13 protein-coding genes and 1 tRNA gene are annotated in these 18,085 nt (G+C 66.0%); 8 read left to right on the forward strand and 6 right to left on the reverse strand.

What is annotated here, in order from left to right:
• Positions 1 to 101: 101 nt before the first annotated feature.
• The 3 genes from RHOOR87_RS19410 (at position 102) to RHOOR87_RS0117460 (ending at position 4,753) form a co-directional block, all read left to right on the forward strand.
• Positions 102 to 3,047, forward strand: a complete 2,946-nt coding sequence (locus RHOOR87_RS19410) for an RHS repeat-associated core domain-containing protein (RefSeq protein ID WP_231381830.1) — start codon at positions 102 to 104, stop codon at positions 3,045 to 3,047.
• Positions 3,044 to 3,490 carry a hypothetical protein gene (locus RHOOR87_RS20530; RefSeq protein ID WP_155950976.1) on the forward strand — a complete coding sequence of 149 codons (447 nt, stop codon included), beginning with the start codon at positions 3,044 to 3,046 and terminating at the stop codon, positions 3,488 to 3,490. The genes RHOOR87_RS19410 and RHOOR87_RS20530 overlap by 4 nt, the downstream gene beginning before the upstream one ends.
• 187 nt (positions 3,491 to 3,677) lie before the next feature.
• Positions 3,678 to 4,753 (forward strand): IS3 family transposase gene (locus tag RHOOR87_RS0117460; RefSeq protein ID WP_155950977.1). Its coding sequence is split into 2 segments (ribosomal slippage): positions 3,678 to 3,933 and positions 3,933 to 4,753, totalling 1,077 coding nucleotides; the frame shifts between segments, so codons are not numbered across the junction.
• 157 nt (positions 4,754 to 4,910) lie between these two features.
• Here the strand turns inward: RHOOR87_RS0117460 and RHOOR87_RS0117465 are convergent.
• A tRNA-Ile gene (locus tag RHOOR87_RS0117465) sits at positions 4,911 to 4,986 on the reverse strand.
• Positions 4,987 to 5,288: 302 nt separating this feature from the next.
• Positions 5,289 to 10,874, reverse strand: a complete 5,586-nt coding sequence (locus tag RHOOR87_RS0117470) for a putative Ig domain-containing protein (RefSeq protein ID WP_027485765.1) — start codon at positions 10,872 to 10,874, stop codon at positions 5,289 to 5,291.
• A 283-nt stretch (positions 10,875 to 11,157) separates the two neighbouring features.
• On the opposite strand from RHOOR87_RS0117470, the gene RHOOR87_RS0117475 reads away from it, so the two are divergent.
• The 4 genes from RHOOR87_RS0117475 to RHOOR87_RS0117490 are packed head-to-tail and all read left to right on the forward strand — an operon-like array spanning position 11,158 to position 13,322.
• Positions 11,158 to 11,658 (forward strand): tail fiber protein, encoded by a 501-nt coding sequence (locus RHOOR87_RS0117475; RefSeq protein ID WP_007508861.1) that lies wholly within the window; start codon positions 11,158 to 11,160, stop codon positions 11,656 to 11,658.
• Between the two features lie 14 nt (positions 11,659 to 11,672).
• Positions 11,673 to 12,203 (forward strand): tail fiber protein, encoded by a 531-nt coding sequence (locus RHOOR87_RS0117480; protein ID WP_007508863.1) that lies wholly within the window; start codon positions 11,673 to 11,675, stop codon positions 12,201 to 12,203.
• A gap of 31 nt (positions 12,204 to 12,234) precedes the next feature.
• On the forward strand, positions 12,235 to 12,768 hold the full coding sequence (locus tag RHOOR87_RS0117485) for a tail fiber protein (protein ID WP_007508865.1): 534 nt from the start codon (positions 12,235 to 12,237) through the stop codon (positions 12,766 to 12,768).
• The gene (locus tag RHOOR87_RS0117490; RefSeq protein WP_027485766.1) at positions 12,765 to 13,322 is read left to right on the forward strand and encodes a GNAT family N-acetyltransferase; all 558 of its coding nucleotides are present in this window, start codon (positions 12,765 to 12,767) and stop codon (positions 13,320 to 13,322) included. The genes RHOOR87_RS0117485 and RHOOR87_RS0117490 overlap by 4 nt, the downstream gene beginning before the upstream one ends.
• Here RHOOR87_RS0117490 and RHOOR87_RS0117495 read toward each other — a convergent pair.
• The 3 genes from RHOOR87_RS0117495 to dtd all read right to left on the reverse strand — a co-directional run bounded on the left by RHOOR87_RS0117495 (position 13,315) and on the right by dtd (position 16,271).
• Entirely contained in the window at positions 13,315 to 13,608 is a 294-nt protein-coding gene (locus RHOOR87_RS0117495) for a hypothetical protein (RefSeq protein WP_007508868.1), read from the reverse strand. The two genes, RHOOR87_RS0117490 and RHOOR87_RS0117495, sit on opposite strands and share 8 nt — an antisense overlap.
• Before the next feature lie 177 nt (positions 13,609 to 13,785).
• Positions 13,786 to 15,663 carry an RNA polymerase sigma factor RpoD gene (rpoD, locus tag RHOOR87_RS0117500; protein WP_007508871.1) on the reverse strand — a complete coding sequence of 626 codons (1,878 nt, stop codon included), beginning with the start codon at positions 15,661 to 15,663 and terminating at the stop codon, positions 13,786 to 13,788.
• Between the two features lie 167 nt (positions 15,664 to 15,830).
• Entirely contained in the window at positions 15,831 to 16,271 is a 441-nt protein-coding gene (gene dtd, locus RHOOR87_RS0117505) for a D-aminoacyl-tRNA deacylase (RefSeq protein ID WP_027485767.1), read from the reverse strand.
• Between the two features lie 104 nt (positions 16,272 to 16,375).
• Between dtd and RHOOR87_RS0117510 the strand changes: the two genes are divergently transcribed.
• Positions 16,376 to 17,269 (forward strand): lipid A biosynthesis acyltransferase, encoded by an 894-nt coding sequence (locus RHOOR87_RS0117510; protein WP_027485768.1) that lies wholly within the window; start codon positions 16,376 to 16,378, stop codon positions 17,267 to 17,269.
• Positions 17,270 to 17,321: 52 nt separating this feature from the next.
• Here RHOOR87_RS0117510 and RHOOR87_RS0117515 read toward each other — a convergent pair whose 3' ends face one another.
• Positions 17,322 to 18,068, reverse strand: coding sequence for a pteridine reductase (locus RHOOR87_RS0117515; RefSeq protein WP_007508877.1), 747 nt, complete (start codon positions 18,066 to 18,068; stop codon positions 17,322 to 17,324).
• Positions 18,069 to 18,085 lie beyond the last annotated feature (17 nt).

Raw genomic sequence — 18,085 nt, forward strand, 5'->3', positions numbered from 1 at the left:
ACTGGCGCGCGCCATGACCCTGTGCAAGCCTTGGCCAGAGACGAAATTGCGCGCCGTCGACAATTTTCATGGCTGAGCGTCGTCGCTAATCAGGTGCTTCCTTGCATTGCGACGCTTCGTTTGCCCAGAACACCTATGACGCCAACGGCAACTTGGCGACCTCCGCCGACAACAACGGCAACACCACCAATTACGTCTACGCGGCCACTGGCTTGCTGCAGCAGAAGACCGAGGCGGCAGGAACAGCAGCGCAGCGCATAACGGATTTCACATGGGATACCACGGCAGGCATGGACCGGCCCCTATCGATCAAGGTCGAAGGGCTATCCGAAACCGACTTCACCTACGACAGCAACAACAGGCTGGCCTCGCAGACGCTGAAGAACCTAACGACGGTCGGAACGCAGCCGGCGCTTACGACAACCTATGCTTATACGTATTACGCCAACGGCATGCTCAAAACCCGTTCTGTAACTCACCCCTCGTTGAATGGGAGCAACACGGACGTTTACACGTACGACTCCCTTGGAAACCTTGCCACGGTCGCCGACGCGCTGGGGCATACCACGACGTACAGCAGTTATACCCTGTTGGGTCTTCCCGGTCAGATCAGCGGCCCGAACGGCGACGCGACCAATTACACCTACGATGCGCGTGGCCGGGTGGCTAGCATCGTCCGGCATCCCAACGGCGTGGCGGCGACGTGGACCTATACCTACGACGGATTCGGCTTGCCTGCGAGCGTGACGGCTCCCGACAATTTGGTGTCCGGCATCACTCGCAATGCCTACATGCAGGTCACCAGCGCTACGCTCAACGACAAGGATGGCACGTCCACCGAAAGCTTTGCCTACGACGCGAACGGCGATGTCATCACGCATACCGTGGCGAGAGGTAGCGACATCGGTGCTAAGGAAACGGCGAGCTACGACGGGCTGGGCCGCCTGTACCAGCGGCAAGGCATGCATGGGCAAACCCTCACGTATGTCTACGACGTGAACGGCAATGTGATGTCGGTGACTGATGCGCTCAATCATGCCACTACGTATCAATACGATGCACTGAATCGCGTAACCCAGTCGACTGACCCAAATGGCGGCATCACCAAGTACACCTACGACCTCGGCGATCATGTCATCACGGTCACTGGTCCTCGGAACTTGGTCACCACGTACGCTTACGACGGCCTCGGGCAACTCTGGAACCAGTCCAGTCCGGACACCGGCACCACGACCTTCGCCTACGACATCTATGGCCGCCGTGCGAGCCTGACGCGGGCCGATGGGGTTCAGACGACCTATGGTTACGACACGCTCAACCGCCCCATCAGTATCAGTGCTGGTGGCCTGACACAGAGCGCCACCTACGACAGCTGTACGCACGGTATCGGCCGGCCATGCAGTATGAGCGATGGCAACGGCACCACGTCATACACCTACACGCCGGAGGGCTGGATCACCGGTCGCGGCTTTTCAATCGGAGGCACCAATTACGCGCTAGGCTACAGTTATGACAGTGTGGGCCACGTGGCGAGCGTGGTGTACCCCGACGGCAACAACGCCACGTACAGCTACACCAACGGGGCGGTGTCGGGCGTCACCTTCACGGTGGGTGGCACCTCGGCCAGCGCGGTCAGTGCGGTGACCTACCGGCCCGGCGGTACGGCGATGGCGTCGTGGACCTCCAGTAATGGACTGACCAACACACTGGTCTACGACAGCGATGGCCGGCTGGGTAGTATCAACGTGCCTGGCGTGCAGAATCTGGCTTTCACTTACGATGCGGCGGACCGGATCACACAGATCACCAACGGACTCGATGGTTCGATGACCGAGACCCTCGGCTACGATGCGATGAGCCATCTCACCACGGAAACTTCCGGCGCAGACAACGAGAGCTACACCTACGATGCCGCTGGTAACCGCACTCACCAAGTGGTCAACAGCAACACGACCACTTATTCCATGGCAGCCACGAGCAACCGTCTGGCCACCCTGTCGGGAACTTGGAATACCACTTGGGGCTACGATGCCGAGGGCGCTATCACTACGGCCAACGGTACCGTGGTGTACCAGTACGACCCGTTCCACCGTCTGGTCAACGCGAACGGGACGAGCTATGTGATCGGTCCAGAGGGCCAGCGCTTTCGCAAGATGAGTGCGTCGGGGGTCACCACGTATTTTGCGCCCGATCGGAGCGGGACGTTGCTGGCTGAGGACCAGAGCGGGACGTGGATGGATTACGTGTGGTTGAACGGACGGCTGGTGGCGGCGATTGTCAATGGCGGGAAGTATCCGGTGCATGCCGATCAGACGGGACGGCCGATGGCGGTGACCGACCCGAATACTCGTGCTGTCGTGTGGCAGGCGCACGGCCTTCCCTTCACGAGTCAGGTCACGACCAACGTGTGGCGAACCTTCAACCTCGGGTTTCCTGGCCAGTATCAAGACACCGAAAGCGGGATGTGGCAGAACGGCGAGCGGGACTACAATCCTTACATCGGGCGCTACGTCGAGAGCGATCCGATCGGGTTGGCGGGTGGAATCAATACATATGCCTACGTCGGCAATAACCCCCTGACCCTCACTGATCGGTCCGGCCTTAGAGCAGATACGGACTTGTGTGCTGGCATGAGTGCGCGGGGATGTATGCAACTCGGCGAACAGTTCGCGCCGGACTACACACAGGTTTCAGGCTCTTGGTACATTTTTTCTGCGAGTTTGAGTGCTAGCGGCGACACCCTGTTTGGTAGCTTTAACATCTCTAGAAATTACACAAACTTGGAGAATTTATTTAAGCCTAGCTTTTCCGCTGATGTCGGCTTTCTTAATTCCAGATGCGAAGATTTATCCAAGCGCCGAAGAATGACGGACAATCTTCTACATGGGTTCAGCATGTCTGCAGGAGCGTACTACTATGCGGGCGCCACAGAGGTGTACTCACCTGGAAGCGGCACAGCTACACAATTTGGGCTGGGCATGGGTATTACTGCCACCCCAAGCGGCGGCGGCGTTCCATTGCTGCAATATGGTGGAAATGGAAAATGATGATTATCAGAAATAAGTTTGCCCAGATTGCAATCCTAATATGCATTGCGTTGATTGGTTTTCTTGTGATGGCGCGTGTCACACATTTGAATAAGGAAGGAATACCGAGCGTCGCGTACCTTAAGCAAGTTTCAAAGGATGTGGCTCAGTCTATGGGAGTCAGTCAAGCATCCAATTTTAGGGTATTGAATAAGACAACTTTTTTACTTGTGGAGAGGGATATTGTATCTCCTCCATTGAATGATGAAATGACACAGAAAATGACGCAGGAAATGCACAACAGTGGGTGGGTCGATGGGAAAGCTAGGAACGACAATGAAACGACCTTATGCAAAGGTCGAATCATCGTTGATATAGACATTCCATCAGATAAAACTCCTAATAATCTAGGATATCTAAGCGTTAGTTGGGGAGATGCAGCGGTTCGCTGCCCATCAGATTGACGCCAGCACATCTGGTCACAATCAGCCTTCCAGCTGAGTCGACTGAAATCGTGAGTTAGGAAGAGCGCCCGCTCTGTGCGGGCATTCGCTTTTCTAGCTTCCGGTCATCTGTGCCGTACCGACGCCCCCCCGGTTTTGAGTAGCACAGTGGTTTGGAGTCCAATCCCCCACCTGAAGGAGATTGGACGTGAAGAAGCGCTTTTCCGAAGAACAGATCATCGGTTTCCTGCGCGAGGCGGAGGCCGGCATACCGGTGAAGGAGCTGTGCCGGCAGCACGGCTTCAGCGAGGCCTCCTACTACTTGTGGCGCAGCAAGTTCGGCGGCATGAGCGTGCCGGACGCCAAGCGGCTGAAGGAGTTGGAGACGGAGAACGCACGGCTGAAGAAGCTGCTGGCCGAGCAGGTGCTTGAGAACGAGGTCATCAAGGACGCCCTGCGAAAAAAGTGGTGAGCGCACCGGCGCGACGCGAGCTGGTGCGACAGATGGTCAACCAGGGATTGAGTGAGCGGCGTTCGCTGGCGATCGCCGGCATGAGCGCCAGCGCGTATCACTATGCCACACGGCCGGACCGCAACGTGGAGCTCCGGCAACGCATCCTGGCCCTGGCGCAACGGCACAAGCGCTACGGCGTGGGGATGATCCATCTAAAACTGCGGCAGGTGGGGCTACTGGTGAACTACAAGCGCGTGGAACGGCTGTACAGGGAAGCGAAGCTGCAGGTGCGGCGGCGCAAGCGGAAGAAGGTGCCCGTTACCGAGCGGCAACCGCTGGCTCGACCGAAGACCGCCAACGAGGTCTGGTCGATGGACTTCGTGTTCGATCGCACCGCCGAAGGCCGTGTCCTCAAGTGCCTGACGGTCGTTGATGACGCCACCCACGAGGCGGTCGTCATCGAGGTCGAGCGGGCGATCTCCGGCATGGGCGTGACACGTGTGATGGATCGCCTGACGCTCAGCCGCAGCTTGCCGCGGGTGATTCGCAGCGACAACGGCAAGGAGTTCTGCGGTAAGGCGATGGTCATCTGGGCGCACGCCCGCGGCGTGCAGCTGCGCCTGATCGAACCGGGTAAGCCGAACCAGAACGCCTACATCGAATCGTTCAACGGCCGGCTGCGCGACGAATGCCTCAACGAGCACTGGTTTCCCAGCCTTCTGCACGCACGCGCCGAGATCGAAGGCTGGCGGCGGGAATACAACGAGGAACGACCAAAGAAGGCGCTGGACGGGCCGACACCCGCCGCGTATGCGAAGCAGTTAAAGTGACTCCGGACTCTAAACCGTCCCGCTACTCAAAGCGGGGGCGTCGCGGCTTAGCCATTTGCCCAAGCACCGGTCCGACTATGCGTTCTGGAAAGCATAAGTTGGCCATTCAGGCCAAACTATGCTTTCCAGAACAAAAGCCTGGGCTTGCGCAAATTCGTGGTGGGCCCACCAGGACTCGAACCTGGAACCAAAGGATTATGAGTCCTCTGCTCTAACCATTGAGCTATAGGCCCATGCAAGGGCGGCAGTTTACCGTAGGTGCGGATGGCGTAGCGGCGATTGGGCGGTGCCGGAGGAGGCGCGGGGCGGACTGCGTGCCGGTCGGCGGTGAGTTTCGAGTCGGCCGCCGGACCTCGCCCGGACGAGCAGGATCGGCGCGTACCGTGTGGACGGCGGCAGGATCGCGCGGGAGCAATCGTTCGACGACGTGGATCGGGACGGCCACGACGAAGAAGCTCCGCCTTGGTGGAACGCTTCGTCGCGGGGTCCGGCGCGGGGACGGCGGCAACGACGTTCGTCGCTGCCGCCGTGCCGGTCACGGTGGCAGCGTCTTCTGTACGCTGAGCAGGATGCTCTGGTTGTCGCGGCTCGTGTTGTCCAGCTGGTTCTGGTATTCCGCGCGCAGCGACCAGCCCTTGAGCGTCTGCAGCGCGATGCCTGCGCCGAGCAAGGTATGGTTGCGGGATTGGCGGGCCAGCGTGGCCTGGTACAGCGGACCGGACGGCAGGTCCGCATAGCGCATCGCCGCCTGGCTGGAGCCTTGCATGTCGTGGCCGAACTCCGCGCGCAGCTGCGGCGCCCATACGCCGTAGTCGCGCTGGACCGTCCATCGCGCCAGCAGGCCCACGGTGGCGGTGCTGGTCTTGACGGTCTGGTCCCGGTAGCTCAGTGCGAACACGGCGTCGCCGGTTTCGGTGTAGCCGTCGAGCGTCGCGCGGGCGATGTCCAGCCTGCCGTAGGGCGTGAGCAGCATGTCGTCCGCCTGGTGCCGGTAGCCCACCGAGAACGAGGCGAACCACTGCTTGCCGTCGCGGCTGCCGCGCACCGTGTTGCCGTTGTCGGTGACGAAGCGGCGCGCGTCGAACTGCAGCCACTGGTAGCCGACCAGCGCGTCCATGTAGGCCGATTCACCGGGCCGGTAACTGCCGTAGGCGGCGACGTTGTAGCTGTCCACGGTGCTGCGGCTGCCATGCTGGCCGATGTCGGAAGCATCGTGGCCGTAGCCGACGCCCAGGCCCAGCGCGAGCGACTGGGTCAGCTGCTTGTCCGCGCCCAGGCTGAGGCCCGAGGTGGTGAAGTCGACGCCGTTGTAGCTGGCGCCGGGCTTCAGCTTGCCGAAGTTCATCGCGCCACCGGCCCAGAAGGCAAGGCCGTCTGGCGCGCCGCCACTGGAGGCTGCAGGAACGGTTGCCGGGGCGTCTGCGGGCGCCAGGAAGGGATCGCCGCCGCCGCCCATCACCTGCTGCTGCAGGCCGGCCAGCGTGTCGCTGCGCCGCTGGCTGCTGGCGGAACTCATGGTGATGCCGTTGCTGAAGCCGGCGCGGCTGCCGCTGTCGTGCAGGCTTTCCAGGCGGCGCTGGAAGTTGCCGATCTGGCCCATCGCCATGCGGCGTGCCGCCTCGGCCTGCGCTTCCAGCACGCCCAGCACTTCGGCATTCTTCGACGGATCGCTGCGCAGCATGACGGTAACGTCGACCGTGCCCGGCGCGGAGGTAGCGAACGCGTTGCTCAGCGTATAGGCGATCTGCGCCACGCCATCGAAGCTGGCGGCGGAGGTGAACGCCAGCGCGTAGCCACCGCCGCCGGTGGATACGATGGTGGCCGAACCGGCGTTCGCCGGCGAAATGGACACCACATTCGCAGCCGTGAACGGACCACCGTGCGCTTGCGCGACAAGGTCGACCTGTACCGTGGTGCCGGCGTTCGCCGTTGCCGTCAGCGCGGCTGCCACCGGACGCGGGTTGACCGTCACTGTGACGTGGGCCGGTTGCGAGGTGCCGAAGATGTTGCTCAGCGTGTAGTCGAAGCCGAACGCGCCCGAGGCGTTCGCGGCGGCGGTGTAGACGATGTCGGTGCCCTGTGCCGCCGCCGTACCCGAGGCTGGCGTGTTCACCACCGCAGCGGCAGTGAATGGGCCGTTGCTCGCACCCGTGGCCGCATGGATCGTGACCGACGCGCCGGCCAGTACTGAGACGCTCTGCGCCGCCGCGACCGGCACGGCCAGCGGCGTCACCGAGACGCTGACCGTGGCCGGCGACGAAATCCCGCCAGGGCCAGTGGCGGTGTAGGTGAAGCTGTCGCTGCCGAAGAAGCTGGCCGACGGCGTGTACACCACATGCAGGCCGCTGACCGCCGCCGTGCCGTGCGCAGGCGCCTGCGCCACCGCGATGCTGGTGATCGGGCCGGCGTCATTGGCCGTGACCGCGATGGTGACCGGCGAGTTGGCCGGTGTCGCGGCGGTGTCGTTCACCGTGACCGGCACGGGCGGGTCGATGCCCAGCGAGTAGGCCTGGCTGCCGGTGAAGCCGAAGCCGTCGGTTGCGCTGACGGTGAAGTTGTAGTTGCCAGCCGTGGTCGGCGTACCGGACACGGTGCCGGCGCTGCTCAAGGCGATGCCGGGCGGCAGCGCGCCGGAGGCGAGGCTGTAGATGTAGCCGCCGCTGCCGCCGCTCGCGCCCAGCGCCTGACTGTAGGCGACGTTGGCCTGGCCGTTCGGCAACGTGGCCGGGGTGATGGTGATGGTCGGTGCGGCCACGATGAAGGTATAAGCCCGGCTGCCGGTGAAGCCGAAGCCGTCGGTCGCGCTGACGGTGAAGTTGTAGTTGCCGGCCGTGGTCGGCGTGCCGGACACCGTGCCCGAGCTGCTCAAGGTGACGCCGGGCGGCAGCGCGCCGGAGGCGAGGCTGTAGGTATAGCTGCCGTTGCCGCCGCTCGCGCCCAGCGCCTGACTGTAGGCGACGTTGGCCTGGCCGTTCGGCAATGTGGCTGGGGTGATGGTGATGGTCGGCGCGGCCACGGTGAACGTGTAGGCCCGGCTGCCGGTGAAGCCGAAGCCGTCGGTCGCGCTGACGGTGAAGTTGTAGTTGCCGGCCGTGGTCGGCGTGCCGGACACGGTGCCGGCGCTGCTCAAGGTGATGCCGGGCGGCAGCGCGCCGGAGGCGAGGCTGTAGGTGTAGCTGCCGTTGCCGTTGCCGCCGCTCGCGCCCAGCGCCTGACTGTAGGCGACGTTGGCCTGGCCGTTCGGCAACGTGGCCGGGGTGATGGTGATAGTCGGTGCGGCCACGATGAAGGTATAAGCCCGGCTGCCGGTGAAGCCGAAGCCGTCGGTCGCGGTGATGGTGAAGTTGTAGTTGCCCACCGTGGTCAGCGTGCCGGACACCGTGCCCGAGCTGCTCAAGGTGATGCCGGGCGGCAGCGCGCCGGAGGCGAGGCTGAAGGTGTAGCCGCCGCTGCCGCCGGCGGCACTCAAGCTCTGGCTATAGGCAGCGCCAGCGGTGCCCGCCGGCAGTGTGGTCGGCGTGATCGCGATGGTCGGCGCGGCCACGGTGAGCGCGTAGCTCTGGCTGGCCGTGAATGGTGCGCCGGCGCCGGTCGAGCTGTCCGTGGCCTGCACGGTGAAGTTGAAGCTGCCGGCAGCTGTGGGCGTGCCGGACAGCACGCCGCCGGAGGATAGCGCCAGGCCCGCCGGCAGCGCGCCCGCCGTCAGCGTGTAGGCATACGGCGCGGTGCCGCCGTTGGCGGTGAAGGTGTGCGTGTAGGGCGTTTCCGCCGTGGCGTTGGCCAGCGCCGCCGGGGCCAGCACCACCGTGCCGGCGCCGACCGTGACGCTGTAGGCCTGGCTGCCGGTGAAGCCGCCGCTGTCAGTCGCGGTGAGCGTGAAGTTGAAACTGCCCCCCGCGGTCGGCGTGCCGCTGATCACTCCCGAGTTGACGTTGAGCGACAGGCCCGTCGGCAGCAGGCCGGAGCTCACGTTGTAGGTGAAGGTGGATGGGCTGGCTTCGGATGCGGTGATCGCCTGGCTGTACGCGTTACCGACCGCCGGCGCCGGCAGGGTGCCCGGCGACAGCGTGATGGTCGGCGCGGCCACGGCGAGGGTGTAGTTGCCCGACATGGTGAAGGGCGCGCCGGTGCCGGTCGAGCTGTCCGTGGCCCGCACGGTGAAGTTGAAGTTGCCTGCCGCGGTCGGCGTGCCGGACAGCGCGCCCGCGGACGACAGCGTCACGCCCGGCGGCAGGGTGCCCGCGACGATCGCATAGCTGTATGGCGCGGTACCGTTGGCGGCGGCGAACGTGGCGCTTGCCGGCGAGCCGGCGGTGCCGTTGATGGTCGTCCCGGATGCGGGCGCCAGCGTCAGCGTGGGTGCGCCCACGGTGATGCCGTAGGCGCGGCTGCCCGTGTAGGGGCCGGTGCCGGTACTGCTGTCGGTCGCGGTAATGACGAAATTGAAGCTGCCGGCGGCTGTCGGCGTGCCGGTGATCGCGCCGGTGCTGCTGACGGTCAGGCCAGGCGGCAGCGCGCCGGCGGTGACGGCATAGGCATACGGAGCGGCGCCGCCGGAGGCCGTCACGTTCTGCGAATACGCCGCGGCCACGCCAGGGTTGGTCAGCGAGGCAGGCGCAATCGAAATAGTCGGGGCGTTCACCGTCAGCGCCAGCGAGCCGCTGGTGGCGCTGAACGGACCGGTGCCGGTGCTGCTGTCGGTGGCGGTCAGGGTGAAATTGAAGCTTCCACCCGCGGTGGCCGTACCCGACAGCGTGCCGTTGCTGGCCAGCGTGATGCCCGCCGGCAGGCTGCCGGAGGCGATGGCGTAGGTGTACGGCGCCGTGCCGCCGCTCGCGCTGGCGAGCGACTGGCTGTAGGCCGCGCCGACGGTGGCCGGCGGCGGACTGGCCGGCGTGTAGCTGATGGTCGGCGGCGGTACGGTGATGGTCACCGTGGCCGGTGACGACGTGCCGCTGGCGTTGGTGCCGGTATAGGTGAAGCTGTCCGGGCCGGCGTAGCCGGCGGCGGGCGTGTAGGTGATCGAGGTGCCGCTGGCGGTGGCGGTGCCGTGCGCAGCCTGTGTAGCGACGGCGACCGAGGCCGGCGCACCGCCGGTGAAGTTGAGGGTGATCGGGTTGCTGGTACTGCCGTAGGCCACCGTGGCACTCACCGGGTTGGCGACCGGGGGCGGCAGGTTCTGCACGGTGATGGACAGGTTGTTGGCCGAGAAGTACGGCCCGGGGGCGCCGCTGCTGTCCGTGACGCGCACGGTGAAGTTGGTAGTGCCGCTCGCAGTGGGCGTGCCGCTGATGGTGCCGTTGCTGGCCAGGGTCAGGCCGGCTGGCAGCGTGGTGCCGCCGTCCAGCGTGTAGGTGTACGGCGGCGTGCCGCCGGCGGCGGTCAGCGTGAAACTGTAGGGTCGGTTGATGACCGCCGCCGTGGGCGTGTTGGTGACGGCGACGCTCGGCGCACCGATGGAGACCGAATAGCTCGCCGTACCGGTGATGCTGGTGCTGTCGGTGGCCGTGATCGAGAACGCATAGCTGCCCTGCGTGGTCGGCGTGCCGGAGATCGTGTTGCCGCTGAGCGTCAGACCCGGCGGCAGGGAAGAACCGCTGGTGACGGCGAAGGTGTACGGCGCGGTGCCGCCGGTGGCGCTCAGGGTCTGGGTGGCGTAGCTGACGGCTACGGTGCCCGAGGGCATCGTCGCCGGCGAGAGCGTGATGGGCGAGGTCTTCGGGGCGATGTGTACCGTCACCGTGACGAAATTGATGCCCGAGCCATCGTCGTACCGGAAGGTATCCGTCGTGGCGCCGTCGTTGTTGTTGGAGTAGCTGATCTGCGAGGCCGCGTTGCTGGTGACTGTCGCCGTGCCGTGGTTTGCCGGCGACGTGATGTTGCCGATGCCGAAACCGGGGCTGGCGCTGCACGCCGTGACGTCCATGCTGATCGTCGTGCCGGGCGCCATCGGCGATCCGGAGGAGGCATTGGACGGCGTATAGGCCGTGCAGACCGCACGCGACAGGCCCGGCAGCGCCAGCATGCCGCACACCAGCAGGAAACTTGTCCACCGGCCGAATACGCTACGGCCGAGCCCATGGCGCATCGCGTCGCGATGCTTCGACTCCGGATGCCACATGACTTGTCCCCTGTTTGCCCGTGTTCCGTTGGGCGGACGCCTGGCGGCGCGTTGTGAAAGCTGCCGTGGCTCGCGAACGAGCAGCCACGGTACCGGACCTCTTCGCCGGACGGTCGTGAGCCCTGCCTGGCGGTTCTGTCTTTTCCTTTCAGTGCCCCTCGAGGGCGGCCGCGGCATATTGTGGCTTTGTGCACGAAGAGCTTGTCAAGCCGTCGGGTATGCGCAAGAGTGCGCGGGCCGGCCGGGGACCTGTCGCCGGAACCATCCAAGGGGAGAATCACTCATGTCGCAACCCTTTCTCGGGCAGGTGATGCCGGTGGCGTTCAACTTTGCGCCCAAGGGATTCGCTTTCTGCAACGGCCAGTTGCTGCCGATCAACCAGTATCAGGCGCTGTTCTCGCTGCTGGGTACCCAGTTCGGCGGCAACGGCACGACGAACTTTGCCTTGCCCGACCTGCGCAGCCGCACCCCGCTGGGTTCCAGCAACGGCACGGACGTCGGCCAGGTCGGCGGCGTCGAGAACGTCGCGCTGTCGAGCGGGCAGATTCCTGCCCACAATCACGCCTTCAACGCGAACACCGCCGCGGGCACCACGCGCATTCCCGGCAACGGCGTGCTGGGTGCCGCCGGCTCGCTCAGCATCTACGGCAGCTCCGGTGGCCCGCAGATTCCGCTGAACGTGCTCGACGACGCTGGGCAGACGCTGCCGCATTCGAACCTGCAGCCATACACGGTGCTGAACTTCTGCATCGCGCTCAATGGCATCTTCCCCTCGCGCAGCTGACCGGAGCTCCCGCCATGTCCACACCTTACGTTGGCGAGATCCGCCTGTTTCCCTACAACTTCGCACCGAATGGCTGGTTCGACTGCGACGGCCGCCTGCTGCCCATCTCGGAATACGATGTCCTGTTCAGCCTGGTCGGCACCGTTTACGGTGGCGACGGCGTGAATACCTTTGCGCTGCCCGACCTGCGCGGCCGCGTGCCGATCCACCAGGGTGCGGGGCCGGGCATGGGAACCTACGTGCTGGGCCAGCTGGCCGGCACCGAGACGGTCACGCTGCTGCCGAACCAGCTGCCGGCCCACAGCCATGCCTTCTACGCGGCGGATTCGGCGGCAAGCTCCGCCGCGCCGTCCGCCACACTCCAGCTGGGGGCCGTCAGCGGAGACACGCTGTACACGGACAGCACCTCCGGCATCGCCAGCGGCGACCTGGCCGCGACGGCCGTCGGTTCCGTGGGGGGCAGTCAGCCGCACGACAACACCATGCCCACGCTGACCGCGCGTTTCTGCATCGCCTGGGCCGGCGTCTACCCGTCGCAGGGTTGAGCGCCGTCGACCGACTACAAGGACATCATTCATGAGCGATCCCTTCATTGGCGAGATCCAGATCTACGGCTTCAACTTCGCGCCCCAGAACTGGGCCCTGTGCCAGGGCCAGTTGATGCCGATCCAGCAGAACACGGCGCTGTTCTCGCTGCTCGGTATCCAGTTCGGCGGCAACGGCACCACCAATTACCAGTTGCCGAACTTCACCGGCAACGTGGCGTGTGGCCAGGGCCAGGGCGCCGGGCTGACGCCACGCATGGTCGGCGAAACCTTCGGCTCGGACAGCGTCACCCTGCTGCTCAATGAGATGCCGGCACATGCCCACGGCGCGCGCGTCTACAACCAGCCGACGGCCGCCAATCGCGCCGGCGTTCCGGCCAGCGGCGATGCCGTCATCACGCCGCAGTCGGTGGCGATGCTGACCAATACCAACGCGGTCAACACCACCTTGCCGATCCAGACGGTCGGCATGACCGGTGGCGGCCAGCCGCACGAAAACCGGCAGCCGTACCTGACGCTGAATTTCTGCATCGCGCTGTCAGGGGTGTTTCCTCAGCGCCCGTGAGCGCAGCCGGGACGTTGAACTTTCCCCCGAGCCGGGCGGCCTGGCTGCCCGCCTCGGGGGAAAGCCTTCCGGCAGGGGTGGGCTGGCGCGACGCGCATGAGCAGGATCTGCCGTTCCTCCGCCGCCTCTACGGCGAGGTGCGCGCCGCCGAACTGGCCGCGGTACCGTGGCCCGACGCCGTGCGGCAGGCTTTCCTGGACAGCCAGTTCGCACTGCAGCACCTGCACTACGCCACGCATTTCCAGCCGGCGGATTACCTGGTGATCGAGGATGCGGGGAGGCCCATCGGCCGCCTGTACCTGTACCGCGACCCGCGGGAGGTCCATGTCATCGACATCGCGCTGCTCGCCGCAGCGCGAGGACGCGGCATCGGTTCGGCGCTGCTGCGGCAGGTGCAGCAAAGTACGCTGCGCGATGGCCTGGGCAGCGTCATGCTGCATGTCGAGCAGCGCAATGCCGCGGCGCGCAGGCTCTACGAACGCCTGGGATTCGCCGTCGAGGAGGGCATCGGCGGCCACCTGCGCATGCGCTGGATCGCCGCCATGCTCAGTTGAACAGCGCCTGGTAGATGAAGCCATCGCGGTCGCGCGCGATCGGCACCAGGAAGATGCCGAACTCGCCCACGCCGTCGTGGCGCATGGTGTAGGTGCGCTGCGGGAAAAGCACCGCCGATTCGTGGCGGAACAGCAGGGAGAACGGCTCGCGCACCATGCCGGCGACCGGCTGGTACGGCAGTGGCCGCGCCTCGACCAGGACGAAGGGCGTGCTCATCTGGTCGATCTCGACCCTGAAGGTCTCGTTGAGATGGCCCGCGAAGTGGTCCAACCGAAAAAATTGCATGACGTTCCCCCTGGCCGTCGAGCATGCCCAAGCCGGGCCGGGCTTTCAACACGTGTCCGGTGCGCGCCGTCGCTGAAGGACGAGCCGCGCCTTCCTGGCGAGCCGGTCGTGCGTTCCCGGGGCGACAACAAGAAGCCCCGCGTCGGCGGGGCTTCTTCGTCATGCCGGCGTCGCCGCTTACTCGACGTCGAGGAACGAGCGCAGCTGTTCCGAACGGCTGGGGTGGCGCAGCTTGCGCAGCGCCTTGGCTTCGATCTGGCGGATCCGCTCACGGGTGACGTCGAACTGCTTGCCGACTTCCTCCAGCGTGTGGTCGGTGTTCATGTCGATGCCGAAGCGCATGCGCAGCACCTTCGCTTCGCGCGGAGTGAGGCCGGCGAGCACGTCGCGCACGGTTTCCATCAGGCCGGTCTCGGTGGCCGAGTCGATCGGCGAGCTGGCGTTGCCGTCCTCGATGAAGTCGCCCAGGTGGGAATCCTCGTCGTCGCCGATCGGGGTTTCCATCGAGATCGGTTCCTTGGCGATCTTCAGCACCTTGCGGATCTTGTCCTCGGGCATCTCCATTTCCTTGGCCAGTTCCTCCGGCGTGGCCTCGCGGCCGAACTGCTGCAGCATCTGGCGGGAAATGCGGTTCAACTTGTTGATCGTCTCGATCATGTGCACCGGGATGCGGATGGTGCGCGCCTGGTCGGCGATCGAGCGGGTGATCGCCTGGCGGATCCACCAGGTGGCGTAGGTCGAGAACTTGTAGCCGCGGCGGTATTCGAACTTGTCGACCGCCTTCATCAGGCCGATGTTGCCTTCCTGGATCAGGTCGAGGAACTGCAGGCCGCGGTTGGTGTACTTCTTGGCAATCGAGATCACCAGGCGCAGGTTCGCCTCGACCATTTCCTTCTTGGCGCGGCGCGCCTTGGCCTCGCCCGAAGCCATGGCGCGGTTGATGTCCTTGATGTCGATCAGCGGCAGGAACAGCTTGCGCTCGATCGCAGCGAGCTTTTCCTGCTCGGCGTCGATCGCCTCGCGGTGGACCTTGATGTTCGGCGACCACTTCTGCCGCTTGCGGCTCAGCTCGGCGACCCACTCGAGGTTGCCCTCGTTGCTGGGGAACGCCTTGATGAACTCGGCCTTGGGCATCTTCACCTGCTTGACGAAGATGTCCATCAGCACGCGCTCGTGGTGACGGATGTCGTTGACCACCTCGCGCAGCTTGCGCACGAAGCCGTCGATCAGCGCGCTGGGCAGCTTGAGCTTGAGGAACTCCTCGGCCATCAGGTCGCGCAGCTTGACGATCTTCCTGTCGGTGATGCTGGCGGCTTTCGGCGCGGCCTTCTGGAACTTGGCGTAGTGCTCGCGCAGCAGTTCCATGCGGCGCTTGACCTCTTCCGGGTCGGGGCCGCTGGGGCCGGCTTCTTCCTCGTCCTCGGTGGCGGTGTCGTCGTCGTCGGTGTCGGCATCGTCGTCACCGACCTCGGGCTCGGGCGCCAGCAGGGCGGCGGCTTCCTTTTCCTTGCGCGCGAGGTCGGCGGCTTCCTCCAGGTCGAGGAAGCCGGCCAGGATCTCGCTGAGGCGGCGCTTGCCGTCCAGATGCTGGTCGTATTCCTCCAGCAGCAGCTCGATGGTCAGCGGGAAGCTGGCCAGCGCGGTCTGCACCTGGCCCAGGCCTTCCTCGATGCGCTTGGCGATGGCGATCTCGCCCTCGCGGGTCAGCAGCTCGACGGTGCCCATTTCGCGCATGTACATGCGCACCGGGTCGGTGGTGCGGCCCACTTCGGAATCCACTGCGGACAGCAGCGCGACGGCTTCTTCGGCGGCGGCCTCGTCGTCGGTGCTGCTGCCGGCCTTGTCGGCCAGCGGGTCGGTGTCCGGCGCGGCGTCGTGCACTTCGATGCCGACGCCCTTGAGCACCGCCATGATGTCTTCGATCTGCTCGGGGTCGACGATGTCGTCGGGCAGGTGGTCGTTGATCTCGGCGTAGGTCAGGTAACCCTGCTCCAGGCCCTTGGAGATGAGCGCCTTGATCTCAGACTGTTGCTCGTGGGGAGCTTTGCTATTCATTCACCGACCGCCGCAGGGTTCAAGAACCGGACATTATAGCGATGTGCTGCTTTTTTGACCAGTTTTCAAGTGGAAAAAGATCGCTGGAGGACACGCAAAAATCGCGCCAGACCGCCGTATTGCCGTGCATCGCCGGGCTCGATCCGGCGAGGCGTCGCACCCGCCGTTCAGCCGGTGTCGAGCCGGAAGGTCACCGGGCCGTCGTTCACCAGCCGGATCACCATATGGGCGCCGAAGCGCCCGGTTTCCACCCCCGGGTGTGCGGCGCGGGCCAGTTCCAGCAGCCGCTCGAACCAGCGCCGGCCGTGCTCGGGCGACGCCGCGCCGGTGAAACTGGGGCGCATGCCGGAGCGGGTGTCGGCGGCGAGGGTGAACTGGCTGACCAGCAGCAGGCCGCCGCCGGTGTCGGTGAGCGAGCGGTTCATCTTGCCGTCCGCATCGGCGAACACGCGGTAACCGAGCAGGCGCTCCAGCATGCGCTTCGCCTGCGCCTCGCCGTCGTCGGGTTGCACCGCCACCAGGGCCAGCAGGCCGGGGCCGATCGCGCCGACCGTTTCGTCGCCGACACTGACGCTGGCGGACAGGACGCGCTGGATCAGGGCGATCATTCTCTGGCGGCGGGGCGAGGCGAAGGACCGGCAAAGCATACGAGGTTGCCGGTTCGGCGCAAGTCGGCGGGTCGCGGCGCGCCGCCCGCTACACTGGCGACCCTATGCGTATCGACATGTACCTCGTCTACCTGCTGCTGCGCCTGCTGGCGCTGCTGCCGCTGCGCACGCTGCATGGCCTGGGCGCAGCGCTGGGCCGGCTGCTGCTGTGGCGTGGCGGCCGCACGGTGCAAAACACCGCGGCAAACCTGGCGATCGCGCGCCCGCAGCTGGATGACAGGGCGCAGGTCGCGCTGTTGCGCGAGGTGATGGCCGAGAGCGGCAAGTCGGCCAGCGAGATCGTCAAGGTCTGGGGCGCCGGCGCCGAACGCGCGCTGGGGCTGGTACGCGAAGTGCGCGGCGAGGCGCTGCTGGATGCCGCGCTGGCCGCGGGCAAGGGCGTGATCGTCGCCGCGCCACACCTGGGCTGCTGGGAGCTGCTGAACTACTGGCTGTGCCGCAAGACGCCGATGGCGATCCTGTACCGGCCGCCGCGGATTGCCGCGATCGAGGGCCTGCTGCGCAAGGTGCGCGGCGCGCTGGCGCCAGAGCAGGTGCGTGCCGACGGTGCCGGCGTGCGCACGCTGTACAAGCGGCTGGCCGCCGGCGGCACGGTCGGCATCCTGCCGGACCAGAAGCCGCGCGCGGGCGAAGGCCAGATCGCGCCGTTCTTCGGCCGCGACGCGCTGACCATGGTGCTGCTGCCGCGGCTGGCCGCGCGCACCGGGGCGACCGTGCTGTTCGCATTCGCCGAACGGCTGCCGCGTGGCGCCGGCTACCGCATCCACCTGCTGCCGGCGCCGGCGGGGCTGACCGAGCCCAGTCTGGACACGGCTTGCGCGGCTCTCAACCGCGGTGTGCAGGCATGCGTGGAGCTGGCTTTCACGCAGTACCAGTGGCAATACAAACGCTATTCGGCGGACGGCCTGGTCAGTCCGTACGACCGCCAGGACGGCTAGCCGCGTTCCGAAGGGCGGCAGCGTCGGGCCGCGGTGGAACGTGCCGCACCACTCACACCGACAGGGTGCGTCCGCCGTCCACGCGGATGACCTGCCCGGTGACGTACGGCGCATCGCGCAACAGCCACAGCACGGCGCCGGCGACGTCCTCGGGCGTGCCGGCGCGCTGCAGCGGCGTGCGCGCCAGCATCGCCTGCTGGTCGGCGTACGGCTTGCCGTCGCTGGGCCACAGCACCGCGCCGGGCGCCACGCCGTTGACGCGTATGTGCGGGGCCAGCTCCAGCGCCAGCGAGCGGGTCATCGCGGCCAGCGCGGCCTTCGCCATGCAGTACACGGTGTGCTGCGCCAGCGGCCGCTCGGCGTAGATGTCGACCAGGTTGACGATGCCGCCGCGCGCCTCGCGCAGCGCCGGGATCGCCGCCTGGCTGAGAAAGAATGGCGCCTGCGCGTTGGAGGCGAACAGCGTGTTCCACTGCGCCGGCGTCGCCGTGCCCAGCGGGGTGGGGAAGAACGCCGAGGCGTTGTTGACCAGCGCGTCGAGCCGGCCGTAGTGCGCCAGCAGTTGTTCGAGCAACGCCGGCAGGGCCGGCAAGTCGGCCAGCTCGGCCTGCAGCAGCAAGGTGCTGCCGCCACGCCGGCGTTCGAGTTCGTCGGCTAGCGCGCGGGCGTCGTCGCCGGAACAGCGGTAGTGCAGCGCCAGGTCGTACCCGGCCGCGTGCAGCGTGCGCGCCGTCACTGCACCGACGCGGCGGCTGGCGCCGGTGATCAGCGCGACGGGACGATCGTGGCGTGGCGGCATCGGGCGGCTCCGGCGAT

The sequence above is a fragment of the Rhodanobacter sp. OR87 genome (genome assembly GCF_000473345.1).
Classification (GTDB): domain Bacteria; phylum Pseudomonadota; class Gammaproteobacteria; order Xanthomonadales; family Rhodanobacteraceae; genus Rhodanobacter; species Rhodanobacter denitrificans.

Excerpts from the sequence above, each read along its gene's own strand:
- RHOOR87_RS20530 (WP_155950976.1), top strand. The coding sequence starts at position 3,044 with ATGATGATTATCAGAAATAAGTTTGCCCAGATTGCAATCCTAATATGC.
- RHOOR87_RS0117470 (WP_027485765.1), bottom strand. The coding sequence starts at position 10,874 with ATGTGGCATCCGGAGTCGAAGCATCGCGACGCGATGCGCCATGGGCTC.
- RHOOR87_RS0117475 (WP_007508861.1), top strand. The coding sequence starts at position 11,158 with ATGTCGCAACCCTTTCTCGGGCAGGTGATGCCGGTGGCGTTCAACTTT.
- RHOOR87_RS0117480 (WP_007508863.1), top strand. The coding sequence starts at position 11,673 with ATGTCCACACCTTACGTTGGCGAGATCCGCCTGTTTCCCTACAACTTC.
- RHOOR87_RS0117485 (WP_007508865.1), top strand. The coding sequence starts at position 12,235 with ATGAGCGATCCCTTCATTGGCGAGATCCAGATCTACGGCTTCAACTTC.
- RHOOR87_RS0117495 (WP_007508868.1), bottom strand. The coding sequence starts at position 13,608 with ATGCAATTTTTTCGGTTGGACCACTTCGCGGGCCATCTCAACGAGACC.
- rpoD (WP_007508871.1), bottom strand. The coding sequence starts at position 15,663 with ATGAATAGCAAAGCTCCCCACGAGCAACAGTCTGAGATCAAGGCGCTC.
- dtd (WP_027485767.1), bottom strand. The coding sequence starts at position 16,271 with ATGATCGCCCTGATCCAGCGCGTCCTGTCCGCCAGCGTCAGTGTCGGC.
- RHOOR87_RS0117510 (WP_027485768.1), top strand. The coding sequence starts at position 16,376 with ATGCGTATCGACATGTACCTCGTCTACCTGCTGCTGCGCCTGCTGGCG.
- RHOOR87_RS0117515 (WP_007508877.1), bottom strand. The coding sequence starts at position 18,068 with ATGCCGCCACGCCACGATCGTCCCGTCGCGCTGATCACCGGCGCCAGC.